We start from the raw sequence: 16,722 nt of genomic DNA, 5'->3' as shown, positions 1-16,722 counted from the left end.
AACAGCTACTATGTCCACGTTCCTGTCGATAAGGCATTCCTGCTTGCGGGCAGTACAGGTTAAGCAAGCGGGAGAGGTCTATTGTGAATGTATGCATCATGACCTCGATAACAACCGCGACCTTTGATTTGCGATTGTCCCAGACAATTACAGAAAATAAGGAGCGGCATGGAATGCCGTATAAAATGCTGAAATTATCGCATCAGAACGCTCCCTAGAGTGATCCATTTGTTGATTTGACCCGTGTCCAGTCTTCTTGCGTACACAAATGGAGGAATAAAGATGCGTATCATGGTACAGAAATTCGGAGGCACGTCTCTCTCCACTGTTCAGGCGAGAGAGCATGTGCTCCGTCATGTTAAACGTGAACTTGAAGCAGGATTGAGTCTGGTCATCGTTGTGTCTGCGATGGGGCGCCGCGGCGAGCCATATGCGACCGATACGTTGCTGGACTGGGCTGCACAGAACGGAAACGCACTATCCGCACGCGAAAAGGATTTACTGCTGTGCTGTGGTGAAATCATATCGGCGACAACGTTGAGCAGTTTACTCGAACATGAAGGCATTCCAACTACAGTGCTGACCGGTGCACAAGCAGGTTTTGTGACGGACGACAATTTCGGGAATGCCCGGATATTGGATGTCCGTCCTGTTCGTGTGTTGGAGCAGCTTCAGCTTGGCCGTGTCGTTGTTGTAACCGGATTCCAGGGGCAGACAGAGAACGGAGACTTCACGACATTGGGTCGTGGGGGAAGCGATACGTCTGCTACAGCTCTCGGTGCAGCATTACGTGCTGAAATGGTGGATATCTACACAGATGTGAACGGAATACTCACCGCTGATCCGCGAATTGTTGAGGATGCACGTCCACTGACTGTTGTGAGTTATGCAGAGATCTGTAACATGGCCCACCACGGGGCCAAGGTAATCCATCCACGTGCGGTTGAGATTGCGATGCAATCCCAGATTCCAGTGCGGGTAAGATCTACTTTTGCAGACACGGAAGGAACGCTGGTTACGCATCCGGAAGGATTCCAGGATGTGCAGACAGGCATTGTTGACCGTTATGTAACAGGCATCGCCTACGTGAGCAATGTAACGCAAATTACGGTGGATGTGCCTGGTGGTGGTGCAGATCGATTGCAACTCAAAGTGTTCAAAACCATGGCTGAGAATTCAATCAGCGTTGATTTTATTAATGTTACCCCCTCGGGAGTTGTCTATACGGTTTTTGACAGTGATTCCGAGAAAGCCATACAGGTATTGCAGGAGATAGGTCTCAAGCCACAAAGCCTGTCCGGTTGTGCCAAAGTGTCCGTCATTGGCGGAGGCATTAATGGTGTACCTGGAATCATGGCTCGAATCGTGGAGTCCTTGACACTGGCAGACATTCAGATCCTGCAATCGGCAGATTCGAATACAACGATCTGGGTACTCGTAAAAAAAGAAGATATGGTTCAGGCCCTGAGGGCACTTCACGCCTCATTCGAACTTCATTTGTAAATAACTGAAGTTAGAGGAGCCAAACCTGTTTTGAAGGAGGAATCGAATTGGACTTTGGAAGATTGATTACAGCAATGGTCACTCCGTTCAATGAACAAGGAGAGATTCATTGGGAGGAAACGGCACGTCTAATCGACTATCTAATTGTAGATCAAAAGTCGGAGACGCTTGTGGTTTCTGGAACAACAGGGGAGTCTCCAACACTTAGTGATACTGAGAAAGTTCAATTATTCGAATTTGCAGTGAAACATGCGGCCGGTCGGTGCAAAATTATAGCCGGAACGGGAAGCAATAACACGGCACATTCCATCCATTTGACACAGGAAGCTGAACGTGCCGGAGTGGATGGCATTTTGTTGGTTGTTCCGTATTACAATAAACCTAGCCAAGAAGGTTTGTTCAAACATTTTGAAGCGATTGCAGGCTCCACCAAGCTGCCAATTATGCTCTACAACGTGCCTGGGCGTACAGTAACCAGCCTGTCAGCAGAGACAACGCTTCGTCTTGCACAGATTCCTAACATCGTCGCTACGAAGGAATGTGCGTCTATGGAGCAGGTTACGCTGATTGCAGCAAGTGCTCCAGAAAATTTCAGAGTTTATTCCGGTGATGATGCTTCAGGCTTACCAGCGATTGCGGTTGGAGCACATGGAATTGTCAGCGTGGCCAGTCATGTCGTAGGGGCAGAAATGAAGAAAATGATTGACGCCTTCTATGGCGGAGCACCTCTTCAGGCTGCTCAGATTCATCAGCAGTTGTTCCCGGTGTTCAAAGGCCTGTTTGAGTGTCCACAGCCTCTACCAAACCCCGTAGCGGTGAAATATGCGCTGACATTGCGTGGTCTAGACGTTGGTTCCGTACGGTTGCCACTTATTCCGCCAACGGAAGAGGAGCAGGTTTATATCAAAGGTTTGCTTAATTTGTAATCATTTTGGTTGTATATGGACTATTTTATTAATCATGGGAATATCCTTCAGATCAGCAAAAGAACCGCTCCTCTTCGTAGAGGCTGCGGTTCTTTTTTTTACGAGTAATGTGAGGTTTCTTTTCCACTGCTAAGGGGAAACCTACAGGTTAACGAGAGAGTGACTTGTTTTTTTTGTTTTTAATCATGTATAATGATGTCAAGTGACTGGGTGCGGTATTTTTTTGAAATTGAAAGCGACATCGCTTCGTGGTGTAGCTTTGCGGTGAAAAAGGAAGGAACGGCTAAGAGGGAATTTCAACTCCAACTTGTTGGTCAAAGGGAATAACTTCGAAGAACTTCTTCCAAATATCGTGAATAAAGGTGTTCTTTTGCATTCATCCCGATAGGTGGGTATGTGATGTATGGACTACTTTTCTTAACTTACAATAAATAATAAGGTACGACGTCCAACTACCATAGGAGGTTTAGATTCATTTGTCTAAGAAAAATAATAACGATAAACTGATGATTTTTGCTTTGGGCGGCGTAGGCGAGATTGGTAAAAATATGTACGTCATCCAATACGCCAACGACATTGTAGTCGTAGATGCTGGTCTTAAATTCCCGGAAGAAGATATGCTTGGTATTGATATTGTCATCCCTGACATTTCTTACCTGACTGAGAACCGTGACAAAGTAAGAGGAATCATCCTTACTCACGGACATGAGGATCACATTGGTGGTCTGCCATATGTTCTCAAACATCTGAATGTTCCTGTATACGGAACAAGACTTACGCTTGGACTTGTAGAAAACAAGTTGAAAGAAGCGAATTTGCTGGGTGATACAAAACGTATTCTGATTGATGCTGATTCCGAGATCCAACTTGGATCTGTTCTGAAAGCATCGTTCTTCGCTACTAACCATAGTATTCCGGATTCTGTTGGTGTATGTGTCGAAACACCGGAAGGTGCAGTTGTTCACACAGGTGACTTCAAATTCGACCATACTCCAGTCAATGGTCAATATGCAGATCTTCAGCGTATGGCACAGATTGGAACAAATGGCGTGTTAGCGCTGTTGTCCGACAGTACGAACGCTGAGAAACCTGGATTCACACCATCGGAGAAAAATGTGGGTATCGTTCTGGAAGATATCTTCCGTAAAGCTAGTCAACGTGTTGTTGTGGCGACATTTGCTTCCAACGTACACCGTATCCAACAGGTGATCAATGCAGCAGAAGTGACTGGACGTAAAGTTGCAGTTATCGGACGCAGCATGGTGAACGTGGTTGGTATTGCATCAGAACTGGGTTATCTTGAGATTCCGGATGGCATGATCATTGAACCTGAAGAAGTAGGCAAGATGGCAGCTGATCGTGTCGTGATTCTCTGCACAGGAAGTCAAGGAGAGCCAATGTCAGCACTGACACGTATGGCTCGTTCCACGCACCGTAAAGTGGACATCCTGCCAGGTGACACCGTCATTATCGCAGCAACTCCGGTTCCAGGTAATGAGAAATATGTAGGCCGTACGATTGATGAACTGTTCCGTCTGGGTGCTAACGTGCATTACAGCGGTGCTAACAGTGGCGTCCACGTATCTGGTCACGGTAGCCAGGAAGAGCTGAAACTGATGCTCAACCTGATGAAACCGAAATTCTTCTTGCCGATTCACGGTGAATTCCGTATGCAGCGTCGCCACGCGGTTCTTGCTGAATCTGTAGGGGTAGAACCTGAGAACATTTTCATCACGGATATCGGTGAAGTGATTGAAATTCAAGGTGGAGCAGCACGTAGAGCAGGTAAAGTTACTGCAGGTAATGTGTTGATCGATGGCTTGGGTGTAGGCGATGTGGGTAACATTGTACTTCGTGACCGCAAATTGTTGTCACAAGATGGTATCCTTGTTGTTGTGGTAACACTCAGCAAACAGGATGGAAAAATTGTTTCCGGTCCTGACATCATCTCTCGCGGATTTGTGTATGTTCGTGAATCGGAAGGACTATTGGATGAGGCCAACCGGATCGTTAGCAGCACATTGCAGAAGTTGATGAGTGAGAACGTTAACGAGTGGGCTTCACTCAAAACAAATGTTAAAGATGCACTGGGACGCTTCCTGTATGAGCAAACTCGTCGTAGACCGATGATTTTGCCAATCATTATGGAAGTTTAAAATAGGCTAAACAAAAACATATATTCAGGCACACAGTCGCCCCTTCTCTACGAGTAATATTGGACGGTTCCTCGTAGAGAAGGGGCTTTTTTTGCGTTTTCAGGAAGATCTGCGATAAGTCAATATGTGAAGCAATTTGATGTAGCGGGTATAAGGCGGTTGGAAAAGTCCCCATACTAAGGAAATACATTAAATGTTTCTGGAGAAGGGGATTATTGAAATGAATGAACGTATGAATGACAAGCAGGCGTCAAGATCCAATCAACCGGAAGTTGAAGCGCCGGAAATTCCGATTCAGGAGGAAAAGGCCATCTCTCCCGTGACAGAGACTATTCAGCAATTTGGGCAGACACAGTCTCCTGCAGGTGAGTCGAATATTTTCTGCATGACCATTATTGGACAGGTCGAAGGGCATTTGATTTTGCCGCCACAAAACAAAACAACAAAGTATGAACATATCATTCCACAGCTGGTGGCCGCAGAACAAAATCAGCGTATTGAAGGTATACTGATCATTTTGAACACGGTAGGTGGAGATGTAGAGGCGGGTCTAGCCATTGCAGAGATGATTGCTTCTCTAAGCAAACCTACGGTGACTGTGGTCATTGGAGGCGGGCATAGCATTGGAGTACCGATTGCTGTAGCTTCAACATATTCCCTGATTGCCGGAAGTGCAACGATGACGATCCATCCGATTCGGATGAACGGCCTTGTCATTGGTGTACCTCAAACGTTTGAGTATATGGAGAAAATGCAGGAAAGGGTTGTTCGGTTCGTGACTTCTCATTCGAATATCTCTGAAGAGATGTTCAAAGAACTAATGTTTAAGACTGGTGAGTTGAATCGGGATATTGGTACAGCTGTAGGAAGCGCAGATGCAGTGAAACATGGATTAATGGATGCAGTGGGCGGGATTGGACAGGCTATTGCTCAGTTAAATCAGCTCATAGGAGACAAGAGACAGACTCTGCAAGCGGGAGGTTATACCCAATGACATTATATACAGTGATGCCCCCGGAACAACTCTGGTCGGGAATGTGGAAAGAGGGCGAAGATACGAGGGAGATCAAAATGAATGGTTTGTTAATGCAGGTAAGACCTGTTAATGACAATGAAGCCGTTATTGTTCGTTTGCTGGATTGTCCACTTGAAGCCTATCTCAATCCTGCCAATATGCCGGGTTCGACCATTCCGATTTCGGGTAACTTGGGATCAGCATAACGCGACGAATTCAGACAAATTGAGCAGAAAAAGAACATATGTACGGATTATATTTGTATGGTATAATATTCTTCTGGGGGTGACCTGATTTTGGCCAGAAGAAAAAAGAGGAAAAAAAAGGGCGCTGGTTTTAGTGGCGTTTTAAAATATGAAATTTACGGGATTGTGCTTATTACCCTTGCTGTCATAGCATTATCGGGTGAAGCCACCGTTGGACGTTCGCTTTCCAAGATGTTCGGACTGATGCTTGGTAAGTTTTATTTTGCGATTCCACTTGTTGGTATTTATTATGGTCTCATGGTGATGATTCACCGGAAATGGCCGAGTGGTTGGACCACACGCAAGACAGGACTTGTTTTGCTGGTCTTTGCCTTAACCTTGATGAGTACTGTCTCTGCAATGCACCAGAAGCTCATTCCGGTTGGTGCGCTTGAGCCTGGTGCTGTGATTACGCAGGTACATAATGATATGCAAACCGAGTTGCTAACCCCTGCTGTGCCAGGTGAGAGGGACTCCATGCTTAACAAGGACATCAGCGGTGGTTATCTCGGAGCTGGGCAATTTGCTCTTTTCCTGTGGCTGTTCGGCAGTCTTGGGGCGAGACTCATCATGATTGTCATGTTTATCATCAGTTTTATGCTGATTACGAGTCTATCTTATGTGGATTTGATACGAATATTCCGAACAAAGATTTGGGATGCCGGGAGTTCGATGTACAAAAAGCTGGAGTCGAGACCCTCTGCACGTTCTGCTTCAACTTCTGATGCCAGAAAGAAAGGTAACGCCCGTAAAGTGGTACCTGTTCCTGTTGAAGATGACGAAGACGAGTATGAGGATGAATTAGAGGAACAGCATCTACCAAAACGAAACTCGCCCATATTCTTCCAACTTTTTGGGAAATGGGGAGCTAAACGGGAACAGGCGACATCAGGACGTGAAATGGATGAGGTCGATTCGGCAGAAACAGAACAGATTGTGTACCGCGCCGAACAAGATCACAATCTAGAGGCGTGGCAGGATGCAACCGAAGACGTAACTAACAAATCAGCTTCATCACGTGTTCCTGTTCAGGCTAAACCTAACTCAGCGCCGATCATTCGAGACTTTTTTGAGCATGTCAGAACAGAAGAGGCAAGCATTGAAGATGATCTGGACGATGCTTATCCTTTCCCGGATAATCTGGCCGATCCAAACGTAGTACAACAGGGCGAGCATACCATTAAAATAACGGATGAACTGGTAGAGACAGAGTGGTCTGCATCCGATGCAGGTACAAACGGGATGAATGCTGTGGATGAGATTCAGAGTGGAGAAGAAGTACCTAATGATGCAATGCAGGGAACAGATACTCCAACTCCTGAAGGGCAGGACACACAACCGGTGAAACCACCACTGCCACCTCCTAAGCCGTACAAGCTACCATCATTCCGTCTACTTGCCAAGCCAAACAATGGGGGCAAGGCGGGTGACCAGAAGGATTATATGCAAACAGCACGTAAGCTGGAAGCCACACTGGAAAGCTTCGGTGTTCGCGCCAAAGTACTTGAAGTGGTTCGTGGTCCTGCCGTTACAAGATATGAAATTCAACCTGACATTGGTGTCAAGGTCAGCAGAATTGTCAGCCTAACTGATGATATCGCGTTGGCTCTGGCGGCAAAAGATATTCGGATGGAAGCACCGATTCCCGGAAAGTCTGCTATTGGTATCGAAGTACCTAATGGTGAAGTATCGGTTGTAACGATGCGTGAAGTAATGGAGACAGCAACGTTCCAGGAGGCAGAATCCAAAGTGACCATTGCATTTGGCCGAGATATCTCGGGACAGACGATTATTGGTAACTTGGCTCGTATGCCCCATTTGTTGGTTGCGGGTGCTACAGGTTCCGGTAAGTCGGTGTGTATTAACGGAATTATTACCAGCATATTGTACAAAGCCAAGCCGGATGAAGTGAAGTTCCTGATGGTCGATCCTAAGATGGTTGAGTTGAACGTATATAACGGGATTCCCCATTTGCTGGCACCGGTAGTAACTGATCCTAAGAGAGCGTCACTTGCTCTCAAAAAGATTGTGGTTGAGATGGAGAAACGATATGAACTGTTCTCCAAATCAGGCACTCGTAACGTTGAAGGTTACAATAATCTGATGAAAGATAATCCTGCGGCTGTTCTGCCTTATATTGTTGTCATAGTGGATGAGCTTGCAGATCTCATGATGGTTGCTGCCGGAGATGTGGAGGATGCCATTGCACGACTCGCTCAGATGGCTCGTGCAGCCGGTATCCATCTGATTATTGCTACACAGCGGCCTTCTGTGGATGTTATTACTGGCGTAATCAAAGCCAACATACCTTCTCGTATCGCCTTCGGTGTATCCTCACAGGTGGATTCTCGAACCATTCTGGATATGGGTGGGGCCGAGAAACTGTTGGGTCGCGGAGACATGTTATTCATGCCAATGGGCGCATCGAAACCGGTTCGTGTACAAGGTGCTTTTATGAGTGATGAAGAAGTGGAAAATATTGTGAATTATGTACGTGGTCAAGGTGAAGCACAGTATGATGAGTCCCTTGTACCTGAGGTGGACGACTCTATCCAGGCTGAAGATGAAGTACAGGACGAGTTATACGAAAAGGCAGTGCAGATTATTCTGGAGGCCAAGCAAGCGTCTGTTTCTCTGCTACAACGTCGAATGCGAGTAGGATACACCCGTGCCGCACGTTTGATTGACTCCATGGAATCCCGGGGCGTGATTGGTCCTTACGAGGGTAGCAAACCACGGGAAGTGTTGGTCTCGCTTGAAGAGTACCAACAAAACAAAATAAGCTCGTAGCTTGTAATGCACATGAATATTCAGGCGATTCGAGCCCTCAACCTTAATGGTTGGGGGCTTTTTTCATACAATTTGACTGAAGTTTTACCATGATGTCCAATGATCGGATGATTTGGTGCATAGGAAGCAAGCAGGCTTGTCATAATAACCTTAGCGATTCTGTTAATCCCACAAGAGAAAGGTAGAGCACAGTCGATGCGAAAAATGAACATATGGCTTTTCACTGCTATTTTGCTGATGTCCGCATTGGGAATCCGTTATTTGCTTCCTGAGAATGCAGCAACCGAAAGTTCGAATCAAAGCACATCACAAGTTGAAGAGAAAGCCTTGCCTACTTTCAGCAGCAACGCTGTGAAATATGGAAGTTACGGTCAGGATGTATATGAGCTTCAGGGGCGTCTGAAGTACCTGGGATTTTACAATGGTAAAATCGACAGTAATTTTGGCAGCAGCACACTGAAATCCGTCAAATGGTTTCAATCCGAGTTTGGCATGAAGGCAGATGGTGTGGTTGGAGCTGAGACCAAGCTCAAGCTGTACAATGCGTCAACCAAATGGTCGCCAACAGAGCCGCCGCTACACAAGGAATCCTCAGGTGGAGGTGGAGGTAGCAACAATACGGCAGATAAAGAGCAAGACAATATGGGATCTGCCAATGCCCTTGGTCTCTCAGAGAATGAACTCAAGATTATGGCTAACGCTGTATATGGTGAAGCCCGGGGTGAACCGTTTGAAGGTCAAGTCGCAGTAGCAGCAGTAATTATGAATCGCGTGAAATCACCAAGCTTTCCAAATACGCCTTCTGGCGTGATCTTTCAGCCAGGTGCATTTACGGCTGTAGCGGACGGACAGATCTATTTGGAACCAAACGCACAAGCCAAAAAGGCAGTTGAGCAGGCCCTGAATGGATGGGATCCGTCCGGTGGATGTCTCTATTATTTTAACCCGAAGACAGCAACATCCAAATGGATCTGGACCCGCCCACAAGTGAAAACAATCGGACAGCATATCTTTTGTATGTGATGATGTTGGAAGCAACCAGAAGGCGTGACTTCGGTTGCTTCTTGCCTTTTGAATGGGTTAAAATGGTTGTTACGTTTAGCTTAATACGATTGCATGATAAATGACGCCGTAAAGGGGTTTTGACATTTGAATACATCAGGATTCGAACGAGGTAGCAAGAGACAGTTTCGTATACATGTGCTTCCCACTAAACGTTTTAAAACGTTTGCTATATCGTTATATGCAGGAGTTCCCTTACGGGAAGATACAGTAACCAAAGTAGCACTGACACCTTTTGTTCTGCGACGCGGCACGGAGACCTATCCGGAAACAACGCAATTCCGTGAGCAACTGGAGCATCTGTATGGAGCAGGTTTTGGTTTTGACGTCTATAAACGCGGGGATTACCAGATTGTACAGTTCCGAATGGATACCATTAATGATTCCTTTGTTGGAGGGGATGAACAGCTACTGGATCGTTCATTTGCTTTCCTAGGAGAGGTTCTTACCCGACCTGCACAGGAGAATGGACATTTCAGGACGTCTTATGTACAAGCAGAGCGAGAGACTGTTCGTAAAAAGCTGGAGTCCATCGTGAACGATAAAATGCGCTATGCGGCTGAACGCAGTATCGAGGAAATGTGCAAGAACGAGCCGTACCGTCTTCATCCACTGGGTGAGCGAAAGGATCTGCCCGGGATTGAGCCTGACACACTTACTGCGTCTTATCAGGAGTGGCTGCAGCAGGCGAGTATGGATCTGTACGTGGTAGGGGATACGACACTGGAGGAGGTCGAGAACCTTGTTCAGCGTCATTTCAATGTAGATCGAACGTCCTCCTCTGATTACCAGACACAGGCAGCGGTTCGAGGAAATAAGGAAGTGGAGACCGTTGTTGAGCGACTGAATGTGAGTCAAGGAAAACTCAATATGGGACTCCGTACATCTATCACTTATGAAGATCCTCAGTATGCCGCAGCACTAATGTACAACGGGATTCTCGGTGGTTATCCTCATTCCAAACTGTTTGTCAATGTTCGTGAAAAAGAAAGCCTGGCGTATTACGCGTCTTCGCGATATGACGGACATAAGGGCATTGCAACGATTCAATCCGGGATTGAAATCCCTAATTATGAGAAGGCTGTCACCATCATCAAGCAGCAGCTGGAAGAAATGAAAAGCGGTACAATCAGTGATCTGGAAATGTCTCAGACCAAAGCAATGATCCGTAACCTGCTCAAGGAAATGCAGGATTCTGCTTTTGAGATGATCGCTTATGACTTCAATCGACAGTTGTCTGGCAAAGAGAGAACGGCTGAAGAACTTTTGGCTCAGGTAGAACATATTAGCAAGGAAGATGTACGTGAGGCGGCAAAACAATTCCGTCTGGATACGATTTATTTCTTGCGGGATGAGAAGGAGGAATAATCGGTGGAGAGCATTCGGTATGAGCATTTGCAGGAGACACTATATTACGAAGTAATGGATAACGGACTGCATGTCTATATTTTGCCTAAACCGGGGTTCCAGAAAACGTATGCTACGTTTGCAACCAAGTATGGATCGGTGGATAATCATTTTCAGGTTGAGGGGCAGGAAGAAGTGAAGGTCCCGGATGGGATTGCTCATTTCCTGGAGCATAAAATGTTTGAAGAACCAACAGGCGATATTTTTGCAACATTTGCGTCTCACGGTGCCTCAGCTAATGCGTTTACGAGCTTTGATCAGACGGTTTATTTGTTTTCAGCGACTGAATATGTGAATGAAAATATACAAACATTAGTCAACTTTGTGCAAAATCCTTACTTCACGGATCAAAATGTGGAAAAGGAAAAAGGCATTATTGGACAGGAAATTGACATGTATGCTGATAATCCGGATTGGCGTGTTTATTTTGGATTGATCGAAGCCATGTATCAGAAACATCCGGTGCATATCGATATTGCAGGAACGGTGGAATCCATCCGTACGATTACCAAAGAGATGTTGTATGAGTGTTATAACACCTTCTATCACCCGAGTAATATGCTCTTGTTTGTGGTGGGTGGTGTAGATCCACAGGAAGTCATTGATATGGTTCGATCGAACCAGGAGCAGAAGGATTATAAGCCACAGGGGAGCATTCAGCGTTTCTTCGAACCGGAGCCTGAGCAGGTAGGAGAAGCCAGACGGGAAGCGAAACTGGCTGTTTCACTGCCCAAATGTCTGTTTGGATTCAAGGAGACGGACGTTGGACTTACCGGGGAACAATTGTTACGGCGAGATATGACAACGCAGCTTATGATGGACCTTTTGTTTGGCTCAAGCACACGATTATTTCAGAAGCTCTACGATGAAGATCTGATCTCGGACAGCTTTGGACATGAGTATAACAGTTCGCCGCAATATGCGTTTTCAGCCATTGGTGGTGATACAAAAGACCCGGATCAACTGCTCGCGCGTATACGTGAAGAAGTGGATGCCATTGTAGAAAAAGGGTTCGATTCCACGGATTTTGAACGTGCACGCAAAAAGAAAATAGGCGGATATTTGCGTATGCTCAATTCTCCGGAGAACATTGCGCATGAATTTACACGTCAGCAATTCCGTGGCGGTGATTTTTTCAATATGCTGCCGCTCTATGAATCGATTACACTGGAAGATGTAAATCTCAGACTGAGAGAGCATATTCGGTGGGATCATCTGGCTGTATCGCTAGTCGTGAGTCCTTGATATGGAGAGGGGAACGGGACAATTGAAGGCAATCGGGGAAATGACTGTACTGGTAACTGGCGCAAGCGGTGGCATCGGAGCGGCTATCGCAGAACGCTTTGCCAGAGTGGGAATGAATGTTGTTATACACTATATGAAATCGCATGAAGCAGCGAATGAAGCCGCCAGACGGTGCATGGAACAAGGCAGCGGAAAAATCATGACCGTGTCTGCGGATCTTCGCAGCCGGGAACAGATTGAGCGTATGCGTGAGAAGCTGGAGTCGCACAATCTCATGCCAGATATCCTTGTGAACAATGCAGGAATCTCGCACTATGGGATGTTGGCTGATGTTACAGAGGAGATCTGGGATGAAGTGATGGCGATTAACCTCAAAGGCACGTTTATGTGTACACAGGAAATGATGCCTCACATGATCTCCCAAAGGTACGGCCGGATCATTAATGTATCGTCGATCTGGGGGCTGTCTGGTGCTTCTTGTGAGGTGCTGTATTCCACAACCAAGGGTGGGGTGAATGCATTCACCAAAGCGCTTGCGAAAGAACTCGCGCCTTCCGGAGTAACCGTAAATGCCGTTGCTCCTGGTGCCGTTCAGACATCCATGCTGAGCCATCTGGATCAGAGTGAACTGAAGATGCTGGAAGAGGAAATTCCGGCAGGAAGACTTGCTCAACCTGATGAAATCTCATCATTGGTTTATTTTTTGGCTCTCCCTGAATCGGGTTATATCAATGGGCAGATCATCAGTCCAAATGGCGGTTGGTTAACGTAAAAAAAGCAAGAAAACTTGACTGGCTGTGAACGAACCGGGTGAAGGTTGCTGAGAAGCAGTCGTCTTCCGGATTATTTTCAAAATGCTCGTATATAAAATGCTTCGAAAGCACATATTACAACTGTTGATTTTAAATCTCATGCGTCATCTAAGGAGGATTTATCATGTCAACAGAAAAAACAGTGCTCTCCAGTTTTGACACATGGAAGAAGTTCCTGGGTGACCGCGTACTGCAAGCAGAGAAGATGGGGATGAGTGAAGAAACCATCAACAAACTTGCGTATGAAATCGGCGACTTCCTTGATGAGAAAGTCGATCCGGCGAACCATTCCAACCGGGCATTGAAAGAGTTATGGGATGTCGGCGATGCTGATGAGCGTCGTACGATTGCGTGCCTGATGGTCAAATTGGCCAAACAAAACGCATAAGATTACAGATGAAGAGCTCCCGCAAGGGGGCTTTTCTCTAATGATTACAAACGGATTACAGAGCTGTTCTTGTAATTCATTTTCATTTTATATATCATTAACGTGACCCATTTGTAGAAGATGTCTCAGATTGTTGTCCAGTGGATATGTTCTGTTGCTGTCGAATAATGGGGAATAATGCATTACGGGGTGTTGAAATGGAATCTAAACAATGGTACATGGAATATAAAATACATAAGAACAGACCCGGTTTGTTAGGCGATATTGCCTCTATGCTGGGGATGCTTGAAGTGAATATATTGACCATTAACGGTGTTGAAGGCAAAACTCGAGGCATGCTGCTTGAATCGGATGATGATGAAAAAATCCGTTTGCTTGGTGAAATGCTTGGCAAAGTAAACAGCATCACCGTATCGGCTTTGCGGCAACCTAAATTGGTGGATATTTTGGCCGTACGTCATGGCAGATACATTGACCGTGACTCGGATGATCGCAAGACATTTCGTTTCACACGAGATGAACTTGGGTTACTTGTGGACTTTTTGGGTGAAGTATTTAAGAGGGAAGGCAATCAGGTCATCGGTTTGCGCGGAATGCCTCGTGTTGGCAAAACGGAGTCTATTATTGCGGGCAGCGTATGTGCAATGAAGCGATGGACGTTTGTTTCCTCCACACTTCTTCGTCAGACGATAAGGAGTCAAATGTCCGAAGACGAATTGAACCCGAACAATGTCTTCATCATTGACGGAATTGTAAGTACAATTCGTTCCAGTGAGCGGCATTACAATTTGTTGCAGGATATTATGTCCATGCCTAGCACCAAAGTTATTGAACATCCGGATATTTTTGTACAGGAATCCGAATATGATTTTAATGATTTTGATATTATTATTGAATTGCGTAACATTCCCAATGAAGAGATTATTTATGATACGTTTACGGCTAGCTACACCGATGAATTGTAAGGAACCGTACGGAATCATGGAATAGATTAGCAACAACTCAAGAGATAAACATAAGGAGGAGATGGCATGTCTGAACTGGGTCAGCAGTTAAGGGAGGCCCGGCTACAAAAAGGGATGAGTCTTGACGATGTACAGGAAATGACAAAAATTCGCAAGAGGTATCTGGAGGCCATAGAAGCAGGAGACTATAAAGTGCTGCCGGGTAGCTTCTATGTGCGTGCTTTCATCAAAACCTATGCGGAGACCGTGGGACTGAACCCTGATGAGCTGCTGGAGGGACACAAAAAAGACGTACCCGAAGAAGAGACGGAAGCAACGATGGAACCGGTTATTCAGAAGCGTTCCAGCCGTCCGGTTGAGCGTAGTAATCGGTGGATGTCTGTCGCGTTGATGTGGACATTCCCTGTATTGATCGTAGTACTGTTGTATGTATACGTGGTGTATAACAATGGTGATGAATCAGATAATCCGGGTCTTGATCAGGTCAAAATTACAGACAGTCAACAACAGCCTGAGGATAAACCAGATCCACCTGCCGACAACGGACAGGCATCTAATCCGCCTGCGACAGATTCAGGTACTGACGGTACTGGTGAGGGCGACGCTGGGGGTAATGGTGGCGGTACAGACACTGAAGGACAGACGGACGGTCAAACTGATGGCCAAACGGACGGACAGACGGATGAAACTGAGGAAAAACCAACTGACAATTCACCGTCTAATGTGACTGTTGCAGAAGATGGGAAATCAGGGAATATTACGAATTTTAAAGTTAACGGTAGTGCAGGGCAACCTGTAACGGTTACGATCAAAGCAACAGGTCATAGCTGGCTGGAAGTGTATAAAGGCGAAAACTCCAGTGGAGAGAAGTTGGAGTATGGTAACACAGCCGAAGGTGACAGCTATACCTTTGAGCTTGATAGTACAGGCATGTATATTAAGTCCGGTTACGCTGCAGCGACCACGATTGAGGTTGGCGGGCAGGTTGTAACGGATGGCAAGGCGACCAATCGGATCCGTTTGAAGCTTGGTGAAGATAGTAGTGACACTACTTCTTCCACAGGTGTTGAAAATGGATCAACGGACGGTACAGGGGGTACCACGGGTAGCGAATAACCGGGTCAACTGCAGGAGACAATAATCGTGTCTTAACTTGCAGTTAACTTTTGGTGAAGTGAGGTGGATGGCTGTGACAGTCAGCTGGATCGTAACAGGTTTAGGGATCATTGTCAGCCTCCTGGGTTATTACCTGACTCCAAGTGCTTGGGGTTACGGAATATTGGGTTTTGGACTTGCACATGTACTTTTGGGTGTGCTCGATATGTTCAGACAGCCCAACCGCAGCCGCTATTAGGTTGGAAGCTGGACCAGCAAGCATTTTTGGCAGCCACTTGAAGTGGAAGCCAAAAATGCTTTTTTCTTTGTGTAAAACAGCTTGAAATTAGACTTTTGCTTAAGGTATCCTCTATAATGTTACAGAACATACGATTAACTGAAAGGGTGACTGGTTTGAGCTCAGAAAATTCATTTGATATCGTGTCCAAAATGGACTTGCAAGAACTGACAAATGCCGTTACACAAACCGAGAAAGAAATTGGCGCTCGTTATGACTTCAAGGGCAGCAAGAGCAGCCTGAAGCTGGATAAGGATGCGTTAACGATCGTATCTGATGATGAGACCAAACTCAAGGCTGTCATTGAAGTGCTGCAATCCAAAATGGCGAAGCGTGGTCTACCATTGAAAAACATTGATTACGCAAAGGTAGAGCCAGCGTCTTCTGGTACAGTCCGCCAGCGTTTGAATTTTAAACAGGGGATTGATCAGGACATCGCCAAGAAAATCAATATCCTGATTCGGGACTCCAAGATGAAGGTGAAGAGTCAGATTCAGGGAGATCAACTTCGGGTAACTGGTAAGAGTAAAAATGATTTGCAAGCTGTCATGCAGCTGCTAAATGGTGCTAACCTGCCTCTGGATTTGCAATATACAAATTTCAAGTAATAAGGCCTTTTTGTAGCAAAAGTGTTTTTTGACACGGTATTGGGCGTATATTATACTAAGTGTGCATTGCTGGCAGTCAAGCATCAAGTCCAGTCCTCATCGTTTGCTGACTTTGTGAAAAGCAGTACATCTTCTGGAAGTCACCGGAACGTTTAAAGCGTTTTGCTTTTGAGCGGTTGACTTTATTTTTTGCGTTTCTACATAGTG

15 protein-coding genes are annotated in these 16,722 nt (G+C 45.9%); all 15 read left to right on the top strand.

Translation table 11 applies throughout. From position 1 onward, the window contains the following. The first annotated feature begins 282 nt into the window (after positions 1 to 282). The gene (gene dapG, locus MHB71_RS13550; protein ID WP_036670402.1) at positions 283 to 1,503 is read left to right on the top strand and encodes an aspartate kinase; all 1,221 of its coding nucleotides are present in this window, start codon (positions 283 to 285) and stop codon (positions 1,501 to 1,503) included. A 47-nt stretch (positions 1,504 to 1,550) separates the two neighbouring features. Continuing rightward, a complete protein-coding gene (gene dapA, locus MHB71_RS13545; RefSeq protein ID WP_036670403.1) occupies positions 1,551 to 2,429 on the top strand; it encodes a 4-hydroxy-tetrahydrodipicolinate synthase in 879 nt (292 codons plus the stop codon). 476 nt (positions 2,430 to 2,905) lie between these two features. After that, the gene (locus MHB71_RS13540; RefSeq protein WP_036609284.1) at positions 2,906 to 4,585 is read left to right on the top strand and encodes a ribonuclease J; all 1,680 of its coding nucleotides are present in this window, start codon (positions 2,906 to 2,908) and stop codon (positions 4,583 to 4,585) included. A gap of 220 nt (positions 4,586 to 4,805) precedes the next feature. After that, positions 4,806 to 5,579, top strand: a complete 774-nt coding sequence (locus MHB71_RS13535) for an ATP-dependent Clp protease proteolytic subunit (RefSeq protein WP_235193785.1) — start codon at positions 4,806 to 4,808, stop codon at positions 5,577 to 5,579. Next, positions 5,576 to 5,806 (top strand): YlzJ-like family protein, encoded by a 231-nt coding sequence (locus MHB71_RS13530; protein WP_017689125.1) that lies wholly within the window; start codon positions 5,576 to 5,578, stop codon positions 5,804 to 5,806. The genes MHB71_RS13535 and MHB71_RS13530 overlap by 4 nt, the downstream gene beginning before the upstream one ends. A gap of 90 nt (positions 5,807 to 5,896) precedes the next feature. Then, positions 5,897 to 8,635 carry a DNA translocase FtsK gene (locus MHB71_RS13525; protein ID WP_340029904.1) on the top strand — a complete coding sequence of 913 codons (2,739 nt, stop codon included), beginning with the start codon at positions 5,897 to 5,899 and terminating at the stop codon, positions 8,633 to 8,635. A gap of 195 nt (positions 8,636 to 8,830) precedes the next feature. Next, positions 8,831 to 9,658: a spore cortex-lytic enzyme gene (gene sleB, locus MHB71_RS13520; protein WP_076318532.1), complete on the top strand. Its 828-nt coding sequence runs from the start codon at positions 8,831 to 8,833 to the stop codon at positions 9,656 to 9,658. Between the two features lie 126 nt (positions 9,659 to 9,784). Next, on the top strand, positions 9,785 to 11,065 hold the full coding sequence (locus MHB71_RS13515) for a pitrilysin family protein (protein ID WP_340029903.1): 1,281 nt from the start codon (positions 9,785 to 9,787) through the stop codon (positions 11,063 to 11,065). Positions 11,066 to 11,068: 3 nt separating this feature from the next. After that, positions 11,069 to 12,349: a pitrilysin family protein gene (locus MHB71_RS13510; RefSeq protein ID WP_076318533.1), complete on the top strand. Its 1,281-nt coding sequence runs from the start codon at positions 11,069 to 11,071 to the stop codon at positions 12,347 to 12,349. 1 nt (position 12,350) lies between these two features. After that, on the top strand, positions 12,351 to 13,121 hold the full coding sequence (gene fabG, locus MHB71_RS13505; protein WP_036670413.1) for a 3-oxoacyl-ACP reductase FabG: 771 nt from the start codon (positions 12,351 to 12,353) through the stop codon (positions 13,119 to 13,121). A 164-nt stretch (positions 13,122 to 13,285) separates the two neighbouring features. Beyond that, positions 13,286 to 13,549 carry a DUF3243 domain-containing protein gene (locus MHB71_RS13500; RefSeq protein ID WP_017689119.1) on the top strand — a complete coding sequence of 88 codons (264 nt, stop codon included), beginning with the start codon at positions 13,286 to 13,288 and terminating at the stop codon, positions 13,547 to 13,549. Between the two features lie 197 nt (positions 13,550 to 13,746). After that, positions 13,747 to 14,514 carry a DUF3388 domain-containing protein gene (locus MHB71_RS13495; protein ID WP_036609270.1) on the top strand — a complete coding sequence of 256 codons (768 nt, stop codon included), beginning with the start codon at positions 13,747 to 13,749 and terminating at the stop codon, positions 14,512 to 14,514. 66 nt (positions 14,515 to 14,580) lie between these two features. Then, positions 14,581 to 15,630 carry a RodZ domain-containing protein gene (locus tag MHB71_RS13490; protein ID WP_340020018.1) on the top strand — a complete coding sequence of 350 codons (1,050 nt, stop codon included), beginning with the start codon at positions 14,581 to 14,583 and terminating at the stop codon, positions 15,628 to 15,630. Between the two features lie 73 nt (positions 15,631 to 15,703). Next, positions 15,704 to 15,868, top strand: coding sequence for a hypothetical protein (locus MHB71_RS13485; protein ID WP_167350848.1), 165 nt, complete (start codon positions 15,704 to 15,706; stop codon positions 15,866 to 15,868). 155 nt (positions 15,869 to 16,023) lie between these two features. Next, positions 16,024 to 16,515, top strand: coding sequence for a YajQ family cyclic di-GMP-binding protein (locus MHB71_RS13480; protein ID WP_036609266.1), 492 nt, complete (start codon positions 16,024 to 16,026; stop codon positions 16,513 to 16,515). Positions 16,516 to 16,722 lie beyond the last annotated feature (207 nt).

It is taken from the genome of Paenibacillus sp. FSL H7-0940, from assembly GCF_037979415.1.
Taxonomy (GTDB): domain Bacteria; phylum Bacillota; class Bacilli; order Paenibacillales; family Paenibacillaceae; genus Paenibacillus; species Paenibacillus amylolyticus.
The sequence above is the reverse complement of the archived record's forward strand: the minus strand, read 5'-3'. Positions and strand labels throughout refer to the sequence as shown.